Raw genomic sequence first — 20645 nt, forward strand, 5'->3', positions numbered from 1 at the left:
TAAAAAGCGGGGTTGTCCAAAAAGCAGTGAAGCGGCTGCGAGGGCCAGCCCCGTTTTTATTTTCTACAAAAATCAGTTCTGTTTCATCACGTCCAAACTCTTAGAAGGAGAGGGTTTGGCTGACCGGGTGAGTGAGAATAAATCTAACTCAGGCCGATGTTTGCCGGCAATCGTATCCGTTAACAACTCCGCAGCGATCATACTGTACACCGTCCCATTGCCTCCGTAGCCCTCGATGAAGTAACAGTGAGGGAACTTTGGATGTGGGCCGATATATGGAAGCCCATCACGAGTAGAACCGAACACAGCACCCCAGGAGTACTCCAGCTCAATGCCTTTAATTTCTGGAAATAAGGCTTCAAGCTCTTTGAGCAATTTTTGACCTTGAGAAATCACTCGGACCTCACGACGTTCGGGGTCTGTCAGCTGCTCATCCTTACCTCCTGCAATAATCCTGCCTTCAGGGGTTGTCCGAAAATATAAATAAGGGCGGGCTGTCTCCCACAGCAGGCTACGCTCATGCCACTTTGGAAAATCCTTTAGAGGTTTGGTCATCACTGCATACGTGTTGATCAGCTCAGCGCCCCGGTCTTTTTTGAATTCCTGTGTTTCATAACCCATTGCAAAAATAACATCCTTGGCAATAATCCGGCCACTTTCTGTATGGCAAATCACGCCATCCTCAGTAAACTCATAATGTTTCGCTTCGCTCTGTTCAAAGACGCGGACGCCATTCGACGCTGCCTTGGCGATTAGGCTGTGCACCGTTCGATAAGGATTCGCTTCGGCATCCCCACGTGAATAAAGTCCTGCTGGTTTTGAAAAAGAGTACAGAGCTGCAATCTTATCCTCTTCCCAAAATTCAGAATCGAAGCCATTAGCCACGAGATTCTCATATTCTTCCCGCAATGCAGGTACATCCGCAGGAGTGCTGGCATACAAAAGACTGCTGCGAGGAATGATCTGCGGATCGATATCGAGCTTGTCCGGCAGGTCCAGAATGTTCCTTACCCCAGCCTGGCATAACTGATAAAAGAGCAAACCGTTCTTTTGCCCAAAGGTGTTCATACATGAGGTTAACGATTTATCGTTGGAAATCTGCAGGAGTCCAGTGTTAGCATGCGAGCTGCCGCTGCCGACTCGTCTTTTTTCGATCAGAACAGCATCCGCTCCACTTAAGGACAAGCGATAGGCGGCCATTGCCCCACCCATTCCGGCGCCTACAACCAGGCAATCACAATGAATAGTACCTTCTAGAGAGGGGTAAGTTGGAGGGTTCTGTAAAGTGCTTGACCAAGGTGTATTTCCACTATTTAAATTCATGAATTGTTCGCTCCTTCATTCGTGCCGTGATTTAGTATTGGCGGCATTTTATCGTCTCATTCGCGGTATGTTCTTATTTCTGTCATAACTCTCTAGTGCCTTTCGGCAAATAAATCGCGGGCATAGGCGGCATACTAAAGCCTGTATGAATCAACTACAAGGAGGGACTACAACAAATGCAATCAACGCAAATGCAAGCGCTAAGTGGTAAGGAATTGGAATATATCGCTGACTCCATCTCTAATGAGGACTTGCTTCTCAAGCAATGTGCAGCAACGGCTGCGACAACACAGAATCAACAAGTTCGCCAAATTTGTATGCAGCATATGCAAAATCACACCAAACACATGACTGAGCTCACTCAGTTAATCCAACAACATCAACAATACGCGCCAACAAGCCCACAATAATTGCAATATTAATTCTAAGGAGGTTATTTAATGAACGCGCAAAATACTGGGGCATTTATGCCGGATGAGGATTTACTAAACACCATTTTGTGTGATTTGAAGCGGACCGTACGCGAATATGCTACAGCTGCTACAGAATCAGCATGTCCAGCCGTTCGTAGGGTTTTTAACACTATGACCATGGACACTTTGCAACTCCAAGGTGATTTATACACGCATATGTCTCAACTGAATATGTATCCTGCACCTGCAAAAGCATTGCGCCAAGATGTGGACAAGCAGCTTCAAACCGCACAGCAAATGCAACAGCAAACCGGGCAATTTGTTCAACAAAAAACCGGGCAATTTGGCGCATACGCTCAGAATGCTCATATCCCGGCTAACGGACAACATCAGCCTTCTCATTTAATGTAACCATGATGGTTGGCGAATGAAGCAAATCGCTTCATGAGTGTGGAGATAACGCCCGTTTTTACTGGTTAAATCCGGTAGAACGGGCGTTTTTTCTATTTTTTTATGTATGTGCTATGTAAACTCTGCCTTTCATGGAAGCTCCTATGGGGTTATTTTGTTTGCAGAGATGCACATTTCATGTCATATTAGTATTAAACTCTTTTCGCGGGGCGACGCATTAATAGCGTACCGTCATTGGCGAACTATCCGGAGGGAAGGCATGAAGGAAATGAACGAGCTTAAGAGGAAAGTGCTGGAACTGCTTAAGGAAGACGCGAGAAGATCTACTGCACTCTTAGCAACGCTGCTTGGCGCGGAAGAAGAAGATGTGAAGACTGCGATTGAGCAGTTGGAGAAAGATCATGTCATTGTAAAATATGCCGCCGTTGTAAACTGGGATAAAGTGGACGATGAGAAGGTAACCGCACTGATTGAGGTGCAGATTACGCCTGAACGAGGGCGTGGTTTTGAAGGGATTGCCGAGCGAATCTACTTGTATCCACAGGTCAAATCAGTTTATCTGATGTCTGGTGCTTATGATCTTCTGGTGGAAGTGGAAGGCCGGAATTTACGTGAAGTGGCCAATTTTGTATCTGAGAAGCTGTCTCCAATTGATTCAGTACTTTCAACCAAAACGAATTTTACCCTTAAAAAATACAAACAGGACGGGATCATCTTCGAAGAGCATGAGGAAGACAACCGTCTGATGATCTCTCCATAAAGGAAGTAATCATATGATCACGAATAAATCGCAGCTAACTGGAGAAGACAGCAAATCAATGGATTCTTATTTGGCCCCGTTGGTACAGCAAATTCAACCTTCGGGTATCCGCAAGTTTTTTGATCTGGCTGCAGGCAGTAAGGATATCATCTCTTTGGGAGTTGGAGAGCCTGACTTCAAGACCCCCTGGCATGTCAGAGAGGCTTGCGTCTATTCGCTGGAAAGAGGGTTTACAGGGTATACATCCAATGCAGGGATGCCTGAACTGCGGGAAGGGATCGCGAATTACTTACACAGCCGTTTTGCTGTGGAATATGATCCTGCCAATCAAATTATAGCAACCGTTGGCGGAAGCGAGGCCATCGATTTGGCACTACGTGCGCTGATTTCACCGGGGGATGAAATTCTGATTCCGGAGCCTTGTTACATCTCTTATTCGCCGATTACCGCGATTGGTGGAGGGATACCTGTAGGTATTGAAACGGTTGGTGAGAATAACTTTAAACTTACTGCAGAAAGCTTGGAAGCCAAAATCACTCCGCGCTCCAAGGTTCTGATTTTATGTTACCCAAGTAACCCTACGGGAAGTGTAATGACCCGAGAAGATTGGGAGCCGATTGCTAAGGTAGTAGAGAAACATGATCTTATAGTGATTTCAGATGAGATTTATGCAGAGTTGTCTTATGGCATTAATCACGTCAGCTTTGCCTCTTTACCAGGCATGATAGACCGTACGATTCTGGTTAGCGGCTTCTCCAAAGCTTTTGCAATGACCGGATGGCGGATGGGGTATGCTTGTGGTCACCCGGATCTTATCGCTGCAATGCTTAAGATTCATCAGTATACTGTGATGTGTGCTCCTTCTATGGGACAGGTGGCTGCACTTGAAGCGCTGACCAATGGGATGGAAGAGAAGGACCGGATGGTGGATTCCTATAACCAACGGCGGAGGTTGATCGTCAAGGGCCTACGCGATGCGGGGCTGGAGTGCCATGAGCCGCAGGGCGCCTTCTACGCTTTTCCAAGCGTGCGCAAGACAGGGCTGACTTCTGATCAATTTGCTCAGCGGCTTTTGCTTGAATACAAGGTTGCAGCTGTGCCTGGAAGTGTCTTTGGATTAGGTGGAGAAGGTTACTTACGCTGTTCCTACGCCACATCAGTATCCCAACTGAACGAAGCAGTAGAACGCATTGGTGCTTTTGTCACAAAGCTTACACGTGAGAGAACGGATTAGTGAAAATTGAACTATAGCCGATCATACAATCCTATGGTATTATTTTACTTTGAGAGTAATTAGCCCCTATAATAGAACTTAAAAGGATTCATTTACTCTGGAACTAAGGCGTTGCTTTGAAGTTGCTTTATTTAACTTTTATGCTCTTTTGCAGCACGCGCTCAATAATACTTTTGGGAGGGATGATTGTGCTTAGCGCCGATTATTACTTACCTTCCTATGGTGGGAAATGTTTCTCTGGAAATGGGAAAATACCCCCCAAGGGTGATGCTTCTGCTCGCATACTCTCTCTGGAAGATGAAATTAGAATACTCCGCAGCAAGATGGAGCAGCTTTTCCTGCAGGAAAAATCATTCACTTCGGATAATGTGATTGAAATTAGCAGTTTATTGGACCTCAAAATAAATGAGTATATGAAGGGGCGTCCAGCTGGAAAATAGTGCTGCTGAATGCTCTTGAGAGGACCCTAGGGTCCTCTTTTTGTTGTGCACTCTTACTAATGATGGTGTTTTTGTGTATACTCTTAATTTGCTATCTTTATTGCCTTCCTTATAGCAGAAAGCTTAAACTATCAGTATATGTTTTTTAAGAATGGATAGGAGGCTTAAACCATGGCGATTTATACACGTACGGGTGATGCAGGTCAGACCTCAGTGATTGGCGGCCGGGTCGGCAAGGATGATGTCCGCGTCGAGGCCTACGGAACGATCGATGAGCTGAATTGTTTTGTAGGGCAAGCACGAAGCCTGATGGAAAGTGATAATTTCGACGATGTCCGCGAGCAATTGCTCGAAATACAGCATGAGCTGTTTGATTGCGGCACGGATTTAGCATTTGTTAGACTTGCTGATGGTGGTCAATATATGGTGACAAGTGAGATGGCTCAGCGGCTGGAAGGCTGGATAGATACTCTACAAGAGGAGAATCCGCCACTTGAGAAATTTATCCTGCCAGGAGGTAGTCAGCTGGCTTCGGTTCTACATGTATGCCGCACGGTTTGCCGTCGTGCAGAACGCCGGGCGGTTACCTTAGGGCGAACTGCGGACATTAACCCAGAAGCGGTGATTTATCTCAATCGATTGTCGGATTATTTTTTTGCTTTGGCTAGAACGGCTAATACACGGTCAGGGATTACTGATGTAGAATACATCCGCAGTAAAAAGGTGTTCCGAGACTAATATGACAAGCTATTATTCACCCATTACTTATATCATACCGCCTGAAGAGGATGACTTCCTGCTGAAGACCATCCTGCACAAACGGATGGATGTCTCACGCAAGCTGCTCTCTCGCCTGAAGCAGACGGAGCAAGGCATTACATTAAACGGTGAACGTGTATACATTAGTGTGCATGTAAAGGCAGGAGATACCGTGCAGATTCGCATGGAAACGGAGACTTCGGATGATATTTTGCCGCAGCCGATTCCATTTGAGATTTTATTTGAAGATGAACATCTGCTAGTGGTTAACAAGGCAGCGGGAATTATAGTTCATCCCACCCATGGACATTACACCGACACGCTTGCCAATGGTGTGGTTTATTATTGGGCACAGAAGAATGAACGCTTCCGTTTCCGGCCTGTTCATCGTCTGGATCAGGAGACCTCCGGTGTGTTAGTGATCGCCAAAAATCCTTACAGCCATCAGCATATTTCCGAGCAGATGATCGCCGGTACTGTGGATAAGCGTTACGCTGCATTTGTTCACGGGGTTCCTGCGGAGTTATCCGGCGATATCGACGGCCCTATCGATCGTGATCCTGAGGAGCCACATCGGCGTATCGTGACACCGGATGGATATCCTTCCCTAACCCGATATGAGGTTAAGCAGGTGTATTCAGCTGGCTCTAGAGTTGAACTAAAGCTGGAGAGTGGGCGTACGCATCAAATTCGGGTCCATATGACCTCAATCGGCTGTCCGCTGATTGGGGACAGCATGTACCGTCATGAGCTGTACAATCTACCAGAATTGACTTCAACTCAAAGCGAGCAATTGGAGACCGTTGCAGCACTCGATGCTTCCATACCGCGTCAGGCACTGCACGCAGTCCGTCTGACGTTCAAGCACCCGGTGCTTCTGCAAGAAATGATTTTCGAGGCCCCGTTGCCACCTGATATGGCAGACTTGGAGAAAATATTGGAGCAAGGTCCGACAGCGGATTTGTGATAAAATTATAATTCAGGCGATGGAGTGGCGAAGGGGAAGCTTGGAACTGTAGGAGCGATAGCGACCGCCCTTGTCTGCGGATTTCAACCTCGTTTAACGGTGAAATTGAAGAAATCTGTAGACAACAGCGGCCAGAAATCCAAACATTCCCCGTAGTTACGATATTATTAGCCGATTATTAAAGGAGCACAGCATGAGCAAATTAAAAGTATATCAATATCCCAAATGCAGCACCTGCCGCAGCGCAGTGAAATGGTTGCAGGGACAAGGTCATGAGCTGGAGCTTCAGCACATCGCAGAGCAGCCACCTACGGTGGACGAGCTGCGTGAGCTGCTCGCGAACAGCGGCCTTGAGCTGAAGAAGTTTTTTAATACAAGCGGTGAAGTATATAAATCATTAGGTCTGAAGGACAAGCTGCCCCAGCTTACGGAACAGGAGAAGTTAGAACTGCTCTCAAGCCACGGGATGTTGATCAAACGTCCGATTGTCACCGATGGAGTTAAAGTTACGGTGGGATTCAAAGAAGACCAATATGCCGATACTTGGGCTAATGTTTAATATCAATACAACGATCAAGGGAGAGGTTTATAAGTGAGAACAGATACAACGGGCCGGGTAATGCTTGTAGATGGAATGGCTCTGCTGTTCCGGGCCTTTTATGCGACCTCTTATGGAGGATATATTCGCAAGACAAAAGAAGGTTTACCGACGAATGCGGTATATGGATTTTTGCAGTATTTTTTTGATGCAGTAAGTACGTTTGAGCCTTCTCATGTCGTATGCTGCTGGGATATGGGTAAAGGAACGTTCCGTACCGAGAAATATGATGGATACAAATCCAACCGGATCGAAGCTCCGCTGGAATTAATTCCGCAATTTGATCTAGTAAAAGAAGTAGTGGCTGAGCTAGGTGTGCCAAACATCGGTCTTGCCGGCTATGAAGCAGATGATTGCATTGGTACGCTAGCATCCTGTTACAGCGATAATTCTGAGGTTTACATTCTGACGGGTGACCATGATATGCTGCAGCTTATTGATGAGAATGTTAAGGTCGTCATTATGAAAAAAGGACGCTCCAACTATAAAGTTTATGACCTTGCAGAATTGCTTGAGGATAAAGGTCTAACCCCTAGACAGGTTATTGACCTGAAGGGCTTTATGGGCGATACAAGTGATAATTACCCTGGTGTAAAAGGGATTGGTGAGAAAACCGCGCTGAAGCTGTTAACGGAATACGGTACAGTTGAAGGTGTAATTGAGAATCTTCACTTGCTCCCTAAAGGTGTACGGTCCAAAATTGAAGCCGACCTTGATATGCTGCATCTATCAAGAGAGCTGGCTGAAATCCGTTGTGATGTGCCTGTGGTCTGTGAGCTGGCGGAAGCTTTATGGCAATTACAACGGGAAACAGCCGCGCGTAAATTTCAAGAACTGGAATTTGGCAGCCTGATGCATTTGATCGCTGAGGTGCAGGACGAACGGGGAATTGTACAGATTGAGTTAGGTGATCTGGGTTAAGGAGAGTGGTTCTCTTCTGATGAAAAGGTGAATAAACATAATGGCAGGTCAAGGTTACTTTCCTTGATCTGCTTTTTTTGTTGTCGAATTCATGTGGAAATTTATCAATATATGTCTTTTTTTGACTTAATTACAAATTAAGGTTTCTAATCATGGATATTGGTTTAATGAAATTTCAAAGGAAATACATAGGGATTATTTTCCATAGTAGGTGATGATGAGATGAAGATACTTTTGGTCACGCACAAGTTCCAGAAGATAGTAGGTAATTATTGCAGGCGGACCATAGACGTAGTGAACGAGTCTGAATTAGTCCTTGGAGGTATTTTGGAGTTTTTGCAAAACATCAATCCTTCTATAGACAGCATATTAATAACAGATGATGCATTATCTCTGAGGATGGAACAGAACAGGAGTGATTTAAATAACCTAATCAATTGGCTCTTATATAATCAAAAGTCAAATGTAAAGATTTTAATCCTCACCAGGCACATAAGGAAAGATAAAGAATGGGAGAATCTCAGCTATAGATATCCGAATCTCCAAATTAAGAATTACGAATACATACGCATTACACCAGTACTATTTCAGGAAGCTCTTGAGCATTTATCCGATACCAAACCTCAATTGAAACAACATTCCAGACTTCACGACGATAAGAGCAATCAAAAGAGTATAGACAGAAAAGGGTCGTTTCTGGATCGCTTTAAACCGAAACTGAAAGCCCCAACTGAATTACAGGCTACAGATACCCTTACTAGGGAGCTTGATAAGATTAGCCGAGGGATTAGTCGTATTGTAGCGATAACCGGCCATAGTGGATGCGGAATTACTAGCACAACTATCAATGTTGCAAGTGAAGCGAGTAAACGGGGTCTGAATGTAATAATCGTGGATATGGACATCGAATATCGAAGTACGAATATGTATTTTAGCAGCTTTCATGAACGAACCAAGCGGGATGAAGATATAAATGCATCTCTCATCCGAACGTTAGCAAGACCTCAGGATTGTTTGACTACGGCTTTTCATTTGAAAGAAAATCTATGGCTGGCTGGACTGGGTTACAGCTTTTCCGACCCCAAGTTAATCGAGCAATTTTACACCAGCTCTAAACTTGTCGGTCTGTTGTCCTTACTCCGAAACAAATTTAATTTGATCCTATTGGATCTACCACTGAACTTATTAGACAGATTTCGAGAAGCATTAATCCATATCGACAGCTTTGGCCTCTGTATTCCCAATAATCTATATGCTGTTTTAAGCACTCTGAGGAATGTGGAAGAGACACTGAATAAGGAAAATACGGCCTATTTGAATGCTAAATCAAAAGTAATTGTCACCAAATATAATGACCGTTCCAGATTTCAAGGTGAAATTTTCGTACCAGATAAGGTAAGTGCAATTGCTACATCCGGTCTTTTAGAAAGCTTTACATACGGAATGAAAGTGGCAGGTCATGTCTCTTATGACACGGACTTTGATACTCAGATTGAAACCGATGTGCCGCTTGTATATTCAAACAAAGACCATGAGCGGGCATATGGAAATATACTTCTTAGATTACTGGAGGGGAGTAGTTAATGGATTTAAGCGGGCTTAAAAACGCGACACCCAATAAGCAAATGTTCAAGCGGGTTGCAGCATTGCTCTTTAGTCTATTGATCATCGTGGTTTCATATATGTTCATTACGAAAGCCAGCAAAGATGCCAGCGATGTGGTAGAGGTGTTGCGGGTGAAGCAGAGTGATGGTATTCCGGCTTACGTAGTCATTACGGAACCTATGATTGAGAAATACAATATTATCAAAAAAGAATACACGGAGGACATGGTGTTGTCTGAAGATATAGATTCGGTGAAGGATAAACTGTCCGCATATTATCTTCGAGAAAACAGCGTGCTCTACAAAGATCAGTTACTGGATGAAAAACCGCAAAAAAATGAATGGCTGTATCAAGTGAATGAGGAAAATGAGGTCTTGACGCTTCCTTATAATTTTCTGGAGGTTGGTGGAGATATTCTAATGCCAGGAGACCGTGTTCGTATCCGTGTTTCCTATGAGGTAGAGGAGAAGGATACCGCGGGTGGCAATCCAAACGCTATTTATTCCGAGTCCACGAATACGATCAAAAAAACTGAAGTATTGTTTGAAAGCATTGTTGTGAAGGATATGCTCAACGCAAGTAGTCATTCCATCTACGAAGTATATAAAGAAGTGCAGAAACTGGATGAGGATAAGAAACAAAATGTTATGAAGAGTAAGGATTTCTTAAAGAACATTCAACCTAAAGCATTACTTCTCGAGGGGACGAGTGCACAAATTAACAACTATGCCAAATACAAAGGACTTAATGGAAATTCATTTCTGATTACCATACTGAGCAGAAAAAGTAGTGATGTCATCATTGACCAATTGCCCACTTTGGAGAAAGAGGTGGAATCGTGGATCGGAAAAGAGGATTAGGAATCGACAGCATTTTTCAGAAAATATCATCTAAGGATCTCGTCGGTGCCGAACTTCAAGAGAATAATCTGATTTATAGTGTAGTAGGTTTTATACCTGCTTGTGATGGTGTAGATAATGCCATGCTCATAAGCAACTTAGGATATTTGTTATCTCAAAAGGGTCTAAATACTTGTGTGGTTGACCTTAAGGTGTTTTATCCAAACTTATATCAATTTCTAGATGTCCCTGCACATAAGAAGGGGCAAGGATTAATTAAGGTGTTGAAAAGCGACAAGGTAGATTTCAGAGATGAATTACAGCAGACCAAATACGAGAAGCTGTTCCTGTTATCAGCTAGTCCACAGGATCTAATGGAGGAGTATTTTGATTTTGAGTTTGGAAATTTAGAGCGTGTAATTACTACACTTAAGCAGATGTTTGATATCGTGCTGATCGACATTCCCAACAACCCTCCATTGGAATTTTGTCTGGGTGCCATGAAGTATTGTCACATAGGATTCTTTACGGCAACAGAGAGGATGGAAGCTACAATAAATATGGTGAAGCTGCTGGACTATGCTAAATCGGTGGGGATAAGTACGGCTAAGTTCACCAGTGTGGTGATGATGAATATTCAGCATGTTGAATTTGATTATAAGGTTATGAAGGATATGGGTTTTAACATAGTTTCTGTACTGCCACTTGTGAAGGATGCCGTAGTTCGTGCACATGAGGGCAGGCTGTACATAAAAGATAACCCCCTAATCAATAAATATTTCAAAAAAGAGATCCAAAAACTGGCCGATCGGTTGGCGGATCAGTAAAGGGGAGAGCGATTTGCTGACACGTGCGAAAATTAGCGATATGCAGCAAAAAGTACTGCATCAGGTAGGGCCGAAGGAGAACATGGAGGATCTGGCTAGTAAATATACGACCATAAGCTTTGATGAGGCTTTGGAGTTATGCCAAAAATATATTACGAAAATAACGACACATGCCTATAGGCGAGAAAGCGACCCTGCTCGAAAACGTGAAATGACGAAGGCTTACATAAATGAATTTGTAGATGCACAGAAACCTTCTGTCGAGGGATTTTATGACCTAGCAGAGTTGAAAAACGCACTCACCAATGAAATCACTCACTATGGTCCTATTACCAAGGCTATGGAGGACCCTAGTATAGATGAAATCAGAGCCAACGGACCTGATCAAATCTTTGTGGAAAGCGGCGGAAGAAGCCTGCAGTGGGATCAACATTTTACAGATCGTGATCATATGGAACGGATTATCGCCAAGCTTATAGGTATCTCCAAGGTTCGGCTGATTCCAAAGATACCCATGGTAAATGCCAGAACGATTGAGGGGTATCGTGTGAATGCCACTCATGCTGAGATCTCACCGTATGACCAACCAGCGTTTGTGATCCGAAAGTTCAGCAAGAAGAGTATTGTTCCGAAAATGCTTATTGAGAATAAATCCTTCTCCTCAAACATGTATAAATTATTGTCTTTGATCCCGAAATCAGACTTATCCTGGATTACAGTGGGACCGACAGGAAGCGGAAAGACAACGCTAAATGAAATTCTTGTTAAGGAGATCAATCCTCTATCAAGGATCATTACCATTGAAAATCCTTCGGAGATGAGATTGATTCAAAGAGAAGATAACAGCGAACACGGTAGAGTGCTGAATGATGTGTTGCAATACGAGTCGGTCCCTGATGATGATGACTCAAGCCCAGCGACTATGGAAAATTTGCTTATTAATGCGATGAGACAATCACCTCACTGGATTGGACCAGGGGAGCTTCGAACACCCGGTGAATTCGCCACAGCGCTCCGAGCAGCACAGACGGGACACTATTTCTTTTCCACACTTCATGCAGAGGGGGATAAGGAAGCGATCTTCAGATTTCTAACGGCCTATCTAATGGCCTCTAATGAGCCAGCGGAACTTGCTCTACGAAATATCTGCAGTGCTGTAAAATTTGTAATCTTTCAAGAGAAACTGGCAGATGGTACGCGTAAAGTGACTTCAATTTCAGAGATTTTGGGCTCAGATGGCTTGAATCCACTGATTAATCAAATCTATAGATTTGATTGTGATGATGTTATTGAAGAGATGATTGAAGGCAAGAAGATGATCAAAATTGTTGGCAGACATTTACGTGTAGGAAAGATCTCGGAGAATATACAGCAGCTAATGCTCAAGGCCGGAATTAAGAGAAGCAGGTTTGAGTTCTTTACCAAGGATCCGTTGGAGGGCGAAACAGAGGTGTACGAATTCGATGAATACAACTTTAATCATTAGTCTACTTCTTGGTACGGCTGCATTTGTACTATTTAACGCCATCTTTGAGGTCAAGTTTTTTCAGGGGTCTGTAAGATATGTTCTCGACGTTATGGATACCCTCGCAGAGTACCTTGGCAAGTATAACACAAAGCGTTATGTCGACCGGATCAAGAAGGAACGAATTGTCAGGCAGAAGGAAAATATTTATGCGAAATACAATCGAATGGTAGAGGGTCTAATTTTAGATTTTAATATGCCTTTTACACTGGAGAGCTTCACCTCAATGCTTTGCATTTGTTTTGCTATTATAGCTCTGCTAGTGGTTCTGCTTATGAATAGCATTACGCTTTCGCTTGTGATCACGATTTCAATCTTTGTAGGCTTGTTTACTTTTTTCGTGATGCAGTCTAGAGCCATCCAAGCAGAACGGCTGGAAAATATAATGGATGCCGAAGATGTAATTTGTCCGTTAGCCCGTGAAGGTGTACTAGTAGCTATTAAAAAGGTGATGGAGAGCGATGAATATATCAGTCCTAATCTTAGACCCTATTTCCAGCAGTTTATAGATAATTGCGATAACAACGGCTATTCCTTTAAGCAAGCTATTACGCTGTTAAATAGACAGCTTGGTCCCAAATTTGATAATTTCACAAAAAAAGCAGTGGTTTTCGAATATAACGAAAGAAAAGGTATGGCAGACATTTTCCTCGATATTGTAGATGAAAATGCCGTGCTGCGCGAGATTAACTCTAAAAAGGAACGGATTTTTAGAAAGATGAATCGAGATTTTATGTTTAAAACCGGAATCATTGTGCTTTTTTTCTTGTACGCATTAACTGTAAAGGATTTTAGAGAATTTATGCTTGTAAGTAATGTTGGGAAATTGATCAACACGATATTGATTAGTGTCATTTGTTTAAGCTTTGCACGCAGCCAGGTACTCCAAGGGAACGTCGGCATGGGTGGTGAGCGCAAATGATATTCCTAGTTAAGCTGATTGCCATGCTCTCCATCCTTTATTTGATCAAGATATTGTTATACCCCTTCTTTAAACCTGTGAGCAGAAAACAGAAAAAACGTGCACGTCAATATATCAAGCAGCGTAAAAATGCGGCGTTAAAAGAGAAGTTCAACCAATATAAACGAAGAATTGCAATGAAATATGTTAAAGGGTTATTGGGAAGTGCTGAAAGGTTAAGATTCAAGAAAATCATTGACCGACTTGATCTACAAAAGACTCCAGAGGAAATACGGACCGAGCAATTCATGTACTCGCTAAGTGCTATTGTGATTATGTTGTTGCTATGGAAGGTGAACATCCTGCTTGGCTGTATCTCTGCCATCTTCATCATGCTGGGCTGGCTCTATCCGGTGGTCGAGTTGGAGAAGATTATCGATAAGAAGAACAAAAATATATCCCTGGATTTCCCAGCCTTTTATAGTATGGTCTATTACCAGTATATAAAGTCGGTCAACATACATTTCTCGGATGTGCTTAAGGATTACATTCCCAGTGCAAATCCTGATATAGCCGAGGAGCTTGGTGTGATGCTGGATAATATTGATTACGGAGAAGAATTCGCTTTTAAGCAGCTGAAGAAACGGATTCCAATGCATTATGTGATCAAGTTCTGCGACATTATGGAGACTAGGCTTAAAGGATACGATAATGTGTCTCAGATGGCATATCTCAAGAATGAATTAGATGGCTTCAGAATCAGGGCTTTGGAAGAAGAACTGGAGAGCAGGCAGCGCAGCAGTGCAAGAATCCAATTTCTACTTATTATAGTGTTGGCCATTTATATCGTTATGTACTATTTATTTACCATTCTGAGTTCGATGAAGATGTTTCAATAAACCAATTTTATTTATAGGGGGATACACGAATGAAGACAGATCTAAAGGAATTGCTAGTGGAGGAAAAAGGGGAAGTAGGCATCAAGCAAATCGCGATTACGGTCGGCGTTATTATATTAATTGGTGTGGTAGTCACTTATTTAAAGGGCGGAGTACTGGCAGGATGGGTTGATGATATCTGGACATTTTTATTCGATGATTTGATCAAAAAGATGGTTAGCTAATTTGGGGTGAAAATACAATGCAAGGGATAGCAAAGGCAGTATTACTTACCATACTGACTTCGGTTACGATTCTGCTGTTTGTGAATTTGGCTTTCTTTTTCCCATGGTATTTAACGCTAGTCACAGAGACGTATAGTGTTTCGCAGATTGTAGCTGGTGATAACTACTTGAAGGAATCGTATTATGAGGATGTTATGGAGAGATTACAGGAGCGCCCTATTTACCGAGATAAAGCCGATGATATTGTCATTACGGTCACTAATGCAGATCATGATAATGCGATTGGTAATGATGATGAAACCTCATATTACGATGAAGGGAACGAATGGAATAAACCTTATCGGCAAAGAGGCGAACCACTTACGGTTGAGATTAAAGCTGTGTATCCTTTCTCTATCACTTTATGGGGAAAGAAGCTGGAGCGTGAAATTCCGGTCCACTTCTCCATGTCAACGACAGGCCTGAAACATTATAAGGATCTGGACTACTATATAGATTGATAGGATGACTTTTGGTGAAAAATATTGCAGTAGGAGTATTGTTGATTATTCTAGTGTCAATTGTTGTGGAGCCTTTGGTGGAGACGGGCATTGTATTTAGAGAGAAGGTAGTGCTGAGCACTGCGATCTCAAATGCTTGCCGGGCAGCTAAGGATCGGAGTTTGGAGTATGAACTGCTACGTGGACTGGATGCGGTGATTAACGAGGAGAGGTTCAAAGAATACTTTTCAGATGCGTTCGAAAGCGCTCTAAATGTATCGGAACAGACCGATGATGGCAACGTGCTTACATTTACATCCAATGATGATAGATACAATGATTTTACGGTAAGTTTAGATTTTTCTAACATGGAGAATGCCCAAACCAGTCAAAGAGTATCAGAAGTTAATGTGAAAGCACAGGCAACATACAAATTTAAAACCAGATACTTAAAGCTCGCTGAAGAAGCAGACAAAGAAGTAGATTATCAGTTAATTAGCGAGAGGAAATATATTCTCTCCGTTAAGAATTGATGAAAGGAATAATCGGAATGGATTATATAATGGTTACTTTTCAAACGGATACAGCTCTAAGAATGGACCTAAAAGTTCCGGTGTTTGTGACTATAGAAGAACTGTTAGACATGTTAATGGAGTCCTTGAGCTTAAAGGAGAGAAGCGGGGCCAAGCTTCAGGCTGAGCCATTAGGCAGAATATTAAGTAATAGTAAAACCTTGGATCAAGAAGGTGTAGCCCAAGGCGCACTGCTCACACTTATCTGAGAAGGGGCAATGAAATGAATAGCAACCTGCAAAGTGGCGGATTAATCCTAAAGGCTGATGAATCTCTTTTTATTACGGATATTAAAAATTATTCAGGAACCTATTCTTTAGATAGAGCGAATGATCAAGCAGTGCCTATTCATTATGAGGGTTTGTTCTGGTTCATGAATGAGGCTGGAAATTTCCTTTATTACAGTGATCAGTTAAAGGGGAATGTGCTCTGTAAGCTTGATATTGTAAAGCGACATACAGAAGTATTGTTAGACAAACCTTGTTATCAGCTTCAGCGACATGGAGATTGGATCTACTATATTCACGAGGAGGACCATCGATTGTATCGCTGTGCTACTAGTGGTAAACGTGATATAAAGCTGATTGATGAGCATGTGGAGAGTTTTCTCTTGTATGAAGGACAAATCTACTATGCTACACCAAATGGGATTAAGAGGAGCATAGAATCCGGTGAGGCTAGTGAAAGGATTAGTGAAATGGTTACAAGTTTACTGATCCGAATAGGAAGTAAACTGTGTTTTCCAGATGCCGGGAATGGACACCGCTTGACGCTGCTTGATGTGGAGCGTGATACGGTAACTGTGGTAGACAATATAGATGCCCTTAGTATGAGCTCGGATGACAAATATATTTATTGTGCTAACCGATTAAATGACAACAGTATATATCGAGTGGATCCATTGCATGGAGGGAGTATTCGAATATCTGGGGAAAGCGCGGACTATTTACATGTTCTGGACAATGATCTTTATTTTTGCAGTGGTCGTGAATGGCATCGAATCTCTCTATTTGGTGGAGAGGCGGAGACAATAACCTTTATAGGAAGGTAGATCTAATGAGCTATGAATTCAGTCGTCAGCCCCGTTTCCTACCGGATATGCCCCGGGGAGAAATTGATGTTCCTAATCCACCTATGATTAACGAGAAACCAGAAATCTCTTGGTTCGGAATATTGCTTCCACCTATCGTAATGTTGATTATTACCGTATTAATCGCAATGACTTCACAGTCTATCTATTTACTGATCTCAGTTGCGACTACAGTAATGACACTGATTGGGTCATTGACAGGAGCAACTTCTCAGATTCGGAAATATAAGCTAAAGAAGAAGGAACGGGAAGAAAAATATCTTCAATTTATAACCGATGTCCGCAGCGAATTGTCGATAGCTCGCGAACAACAGGTAAAAGCCATGAATGAAATGAGCCCGGAACCTGCGGAATGTGTGCAACGAATCCTGCGCAGGGATAACAAGCTATGGGAAAAAACGCCTTCACATAATGATTTTCTGGCTCTGCGGATCGGGGTGGGAAGTGTACCGCTGGAACTGCACATCAAATACACCAAACAGGCGATCATCCTTGAAACGGACCCGCTGTTGATGGAGCCGCAGAGATTGGCCATGGAATTCGAGAAGGTCTCGAATGTTCCCATAACGGTTAATCTGGTGACTTCCGAAATATGCGGGATTGCCGGTGAAAGCGATAAAACAGCTGTGCTAATAAAGCTGATGCTGCTACAGCTTGTGACTCATCATGGTTATGACGATGTCAGGGTTATTGTTCTTGCCGCAGAGGATGAATTTGAGAAATGGGATTGGCTGAAATTTGTACCCCATCTATGGGATGACGGGTTTAATATCAGATTTCTTTTATGTGGTAAAGCCATTGCCCATCAGACCTTGTCCGAGATTTATGGCTCTTTGAAGGAACGGGAGATGAGGTCTTTGAGCGGTGGTGTATTGCCCCATTATCTCTTTATTGTAGAGGACGCTTCCTTGCTTGAGAATGAGCTAATCAGTAAATATTTGTACAACGGCAGTGTAAAGCTTGGAGTATCAACCCTTTTTATCGCCAAGAATTCCGCTTATCTGCCCATGAACTGTAAAACGGTTATTCATTTAAACGGAAAAAGTGGTGAAATGGCCAATCGATTAACCGGAGAGAAGATCGTGTTTACTCCAGACCAGGCAGACATAAATGATTTAGATCTAGTCGCGAGAAAGCTCGCACCGCTTCGTATTAAAAATTCAAGTGCTAGTTTCTCGCTTCCATCCTCCATCACGCTGATGGAAATGCTACAGAACGAAAAGGTGTCTGAAGTAAATGTAATTCTGAACTGGACCCGCAACAAAACCTATATGGGCATGAGCGTACCTATAGGGGTGAGAGCTGGCGGAGAAGCTTTATTTTTAGATATGCATGAGACGGGGTTTGGGCCCCATGGTCTTGTAGCCGGAACAACAGGTTCTGGCAAAAGTGAGTTACTGCAAAGTATCATCGTATCCCAAGCCATTCATTACCATCCCCATGATATTGCTTTTGTTCTCATCGATTACAAAGGGGGAGGCATGGCAGATGTATTTAAAGGAATGCCTCATCTGGTCGGTACCATTACGAATTTGGATGGAAATCAAACGACGAGAGCACTATTGTCTATCAAAAGTGAGCTCATGCGGCGGCAACGTGTCTTCTCGGAATATGGCGTGAACAATATTGATAAATACCAGAAATTATTTTATAGCAAAGATGTAAAAGGTGACATGCCAGCTATTCCCCATCTGATTATGATTGCGGATGAGTTCGCGGAGCTTAAGCAGGATCAACCGGATTTCATGAAAGAGCTTGTAAGTACGGCCCGGGTAGGTCGAAGCCTTGGCGTCCATTTGATCCTTGCCACCCAGAAGCCTGCCGGCGTAGTGGATGACCAGATATGGAGTAACTCGAAATTTAAAATATGTCTTAAAGTGCAGGATGAGGCTGACAGTAGGGATGTTATTAAACGTCCTGATGCGGCCATGATTAAGGAACCGGGACGGGCGTATATACAGGTCGGAAATGATGAGATCTTTGAGTTGTTCCAATCTGCGTATTCTGGTGCTGATTATGATCCGAAAGGCGAACTACAGAAACAGGAGAACAAGCCCAAACGAATCTATAAGGTAGCTCTGAATGGTAGAAGCGAGCAGATCTTTCCGCTTGAAGAAGAGAAAATCTCCAAAAATGAGTCCGCTTCCCAGCTCCATGCCATGGTTGAATACATTACAGAAACCGCCAAGCAATATGGGATTTCTCCAATGAAGGGGCCTTGGCTACCGCCACTGCCTGATGTAGTCTACCTCGATTTATTGCTGCCGAATAGCTTAGCAGAAGGTAGATGGCCGCAGCAGCAGAAACTGCTCAGTGTGCCAGTGGGGCTCATGGATGATCCAAGAGGACAGAGACAGGAAGCGCTGGAGATAGATTTTGCATCTGAGGGGAATCTGTTTGTCTATGGAACGCCGGGTACAGGTAAAACTGTGTTCCTCAAAACGTTATGTTTATCGATGGCTCTGATGTATCCGCCGGATGACGTCAATATCTATATTATGGATTTTGGCGGAAGCTCACTTAAAGCTATGGAGAAGCTTCCTCATGTCGGTGGGGTAATGACACTGGAACAAGAAGATAAAATTGACCAATTTATGCGCTTTATGTTCAGGGTTATGGAGGATCGAAGAACGCTGTTTCAAAATAATGGAAGTGAAGGGTTCAATGATTACCGTAGAAGTGGACGAAAACTTCCCGCATTTATAGTCATAGTCGACAACTACTTTGCTTTATCGGAGACCTACGAAGATTTTGACGCTCAAATGGTGCTGCTGGCTCGTGAAGGTTTTAAATACGGTATTTATATGGTCGCTACAGCAACCAATAGTGCTTTGGTCAGATATAAATTTTCGGTTAACTTCAAAATGGCGATCAGCTTCCAGATGACTGAGAAGAGTGAATATGATGGTATTGTAGGACGAACGGAAGGCTTGGAACCCGCAAAGGTTGCAGGCAGAGGATTGGTAAGAGGCAAGCCGCCTTTGGAATTTCAGACTTCGCTTCCTGAATATCAACATTCCGCTACCGAGCTCATCTTGAAGAGAATGGAGGCTTTGAATCTAAGTGGAGCCGCACCAATTCCGGTGATGCCTTCTACGATTGATCTGCGGCAGCTCAATAATAATACAGAGCAACTGGCCATAGGCTTGGGCAATAATGATTTACAGCCTGTGTTTATAGACCTTGTTGCAACACCAGTGCTGATGATAGCTGGAGAGGCTATGTCAGGAAAGAGCACTTTACTTGTATCGTGGATGAAGCTGATGAGCGAAAAGCAGGATATAGAGGTATATGCGCTGGATTCATCTGCTATGGGCATTTATGAACTGATACAACAGTCTTACGTAACGGATTTATCGAACGTGGATGATTTGGACAATTTCATTGATGGGATCAAAGAACAATTGGAAACTAGACGCAGTGAGCTTCTCTCATGCAGAATGTCCGGTGGTGACGTTGGCGCTCTGATGAAACAGTGGAAGCAGATCATCTTCGTTATTGATCGTCTAAGTGAATTTACGAGCGGAGACAAGTACATGCTGCATGAGCTGATTGAACGAATTGTGAAGCAAGAACGCGGTATGAAGGTAGCTGTTCTAGCGGCAGATAACACAAGTGATCTTACCTCTAATTGGGATTCCTTGGGCAAGACTATCCGAGAAGAACAGACCGGGATTTTGCTAGGAAGAATGAAAGAACAAAATCTTTACAATGTTTCTTTACCTTACGGAACCCAGGAGAAAGAAGGGGAGCAAGGTGATGGCTATCTCATTGTAAAGAATAAATATACCGGATTAAGATGTGCCGTATGGAGTAAGGAGAATCGAGTTAATGCGGGAGTAGGAGTTTAGGATGGAG

At 43.1% G+C, this 20645-nt stretch carries 22 protein-coding genes; 21 read left to right on the plus strand and 1 reads right to left on the minus strand.

Annotation, left to right across the window (positions count from 1 at the left end):
* Window positions 1-72: 72 nt before the first annotated feature.
* Entirely contained in the window at window positions 73-1323 is a 1251-nt protein-coding gene (locus MHB56_RS22580) for an NAD(P)/FAD-dependent oxidoreductase (RefSeq protein ID WP_341144035.1), read from the minus strand.
* A 176-nt stretch (window positions 1324-1499) separates the two neighbouring features.
* On the opposite strand from MHB56_RS22580, the gene MHB56_RS22585 reads away from it, so the two are divergent.
* The 21 genes from MHB56_RS22585 (at window position 1500) to essC (ending at window position 20638) form a co-directional block, all read left to right on the plus strand.
* Entirely contained in the window at window positions 1500-1733 is a 234-nt protein-coding gene (locus MHB56_RS22585) for a spore coat protein (protein WP_036683535.1), read from the plus strand.
* 30 nt (window positions 1734-1763) lie between these two features.
* Window positions 1764-2147, plus strand: coding sequence for a spore coat protein (locus MHB56_RS22590; protein ID WP_076126401.1), 384 nt, complete (start codon window positions 1764-1766; stop codon window positions 2145-2147).
* A 259-nt stretch (window positions 2148-2406) separates the two neighbouring features.
* Complete coding sequence (locus MHB56_RS22595) at window positions 2407-2907, plus strand: Lrp/AsnC family transcriptional regulator (RefSeq protein ID WP_036683529.1); 501 nt, start codon at window positions 2407-2409, stop codon at window positions 2905-2907.
* A gap of 13 nt (window positions 2908-2920) precedes the next feature.
* Window positions 2921-4141 (plus strand): aminotransferase class I/II-fold pyridoxal phosphate-dependent enzyme, encoded by a 1221-nt coding sequence (locus tag MHB56_RS22600; protein ID WP_036683526.1) that lies wholly within the window; start codon window positions 2921-2923, stop codon window positions 4139-4141.
* Window positions 4142-4392: 251 nt separating this feature from the next.
* A complete protein-coding gene (locus MHB56_RS22605) occupies window positions 4393-4581 on the plus strand; it encodes an aspartyl-phosphate phosphatase Spo0E family protein (RefSeq protein ID WP_232061510.1) in 189 nt (62 codons plus the stop codon).
* A gap of 171 nt (window positions 4582-4752) precedes the next feature.
* Window positions 4753-5319, plus strand: a complete 567-nt coding sequence (locus MHB56_RS22610; protein WP_076126402.1) for a cob(I)yrinic acid a,c-diamide adenosyltransferase — start codon at window positions 4753-4755, stop codon at window positions 5317-5319.
* Between the two features lies 1 nt (window position 5320).
* Entirely contained in the window at window positions 5321-6307 is a 987-nt protein-coding gene (locus MHB56_RS22615) for an RluA family pseudouridine synthase (RefSeq protein ID WP_076206337.1), read from the plus strand.
* A gap of 193 nt (window positions 6308-6500) precedes the next feature.
* Window positions 6501-6866: an arsenate reductase family protein gene (locus MHB56_RS22620; RefSeq protein WP_076126405.1), complete on the plus strand. Its 366-nt coding sequence runs from the start codon at window positions 6501-6503 to the stop codon at window positions 6864-6866.
* A gap of 60 nt (window positions 6867-6926) precedes the next feature.
* On the plus strand, window positions 6927-7826 hold the full coding sequence (locus MHB56_RS22625; protein WP_076126491.1) for a 5'-3' exonuclease: 900 nt from the start codon (window positions 6927-6929) through the stop codon (window positions 7824-7826).
* A gap of 294 nt (window positions 7827-8120) precedes the next feature.
* The gene (locus MHB56_RS22630) at window positions 8121-9410 is read left to right on the plus strand and encodes an AAA family ATPase (RefSeq protein WP_175623547.1); all 1290 of its coding nucleotides are present in this window, start codon (window positions 8121-8123) and stop codon (window positions 9408-9410) included.
* Window positions 9410-10291 (plus strand): hypothetical protein, encoded by an 882-nt coding sequence (locus MHB56_RS22635; RefSeq protein WP_076301355.1) that lies wholly within the window; start codon window positions 9410-9412, stop codon window positions 10289-10291. Before MHB56_RS22630 ends, MHB56_RS22635 begins: the two co-directional genes overlap by 1 nt.
* The gene (locus tag MHB56_RS22640; RefSeq protein WP_076281083.1) at window positions 10270-11097 is read left to right on the plus strand and encodes a hypothetical protein; all 828 of its coding nucleotides are present in this window, start codon (window positions 10270-10272) and stop codon (window positions 11095-11097) included. Before MHB56_RS22635 ends, MHB56_RS22640 begins: the two co-directional genes overlap by 22 nt.
* Window positions 11098-11110: 13 nt before the next feature.
* Window positions 11111-12583, plus strand: coding sequence for an ATPase, T2SS/T4P/T4SS family (locus MHB56_RS22645; protein ID WP_076281082.1), 1473 nt, complete (start codon window positions 11111-11113; stop codon window positions 12581-12583).
* A complete protein-coding gene (locus tag MHB56_RS22650; RefSeq protein WP_076281081.1) occupies window positions 12561-13544 on the plus strand; it encodes a hypothetical protein in 984 nt (327 codons plus the stop codon). The genes MHB56_RS22645 and MHB56_RS22650 overlap by 23 nt, the downstream gene beginning before the upstream one ends.
* Window positions 13541-14422, plus strand: a complete 882-nt coding sequence (locus MHB56_RS22655; protein WP_076281080.1) for a hypothetical protein — start codon at window positions 13541-13543, stop codon at window positions 14420-14422. The genes MHB56_RS22650 and MHB56_RS22655 overlap by 4 nt, the downstream gene beginning before the upstream one ends.
* Window positions 14423-14451: 29 nt before the next feature.
* Window positions 14452-14646, plus strand: a complete 195-nt coding sequence (locus MHB56_RS22660; protein WP_076281079.1) for a hypothetical protein — start codon at window positions 14452-14454, stop codon at window positions 14644-14646.
* A 17-nt stretch (window positions 14647-14663) separates the two neighbouring features.
* Window positions 14664-15146, plus strand: a complete 483-nt coding sequence (locus MHB56_RS22665) for a hypothetical protein (protein ID WP_036684493.1) — start codon at window positions 14664-14666, stop codon at window positions 15144-15146.
* Between the two features lie 14 nt (window positions 15147-15160).
* Window positions 15161-15658 carry a hypothetical protein gene (locus MHB56_RS22670; RefSeq protein WP_341144036.1) on the plus strand — a complete coding sequence of 166 codons (498 nt, stop codon included), beginning with the start codon at window positions 15161-15163 and terminating at the stop codon, window positions 15656-15658.
* Between the two features lie 17 nt (window positions 15659-15675).
* Window positions 15676-15906, plus strand: a complete 231-nt coding sequence (locus tag MHB56_RS22675) for an EsaB/YukD family protein (RefSeq protein ID WP_175623546.1) — start codon at window positions 15676-15678, stop codon at window positions 15904-15906.
* Window positions 15907-15920: 14 nt separating this feature from the next.
* On the plus strand, window positions 15921-16748 hold the full coding sequence (locus MHB56_RS22680; RefSeq protein ID WP_280752665.1) for a DUF5050 domain-containing protein: 828 nt from the start codon (window positions 15921-15923) through the stop codon (window positions 16746-16748).
* A gap of 5 nt (window positions 16749-16753) precedes the next feature.
* Entirely contained in the window at window positions 16754-20638 is a 3885-nt protein-coding gene (essC, locus tag MHB56_RS22685) for a type VII secretion protein EssC (protein ID WP_341144037.1), read from the plus strand.
* Window positions 20639-20645: the final 7 nt, after the last annotated feature.

It is taken from the genome of Paenibacillus sp. FSL H8-0315, from assembly GCF_038005365.1.
In the GTDB taxonomy this organism is placed as follows: domain Bacteria; phylum Bacillota; class Bacilli; order Paenibacillales; family Paenibacillaceae; genus Paenibacillus_AQ; species Paenibacillus_AQ odorifer.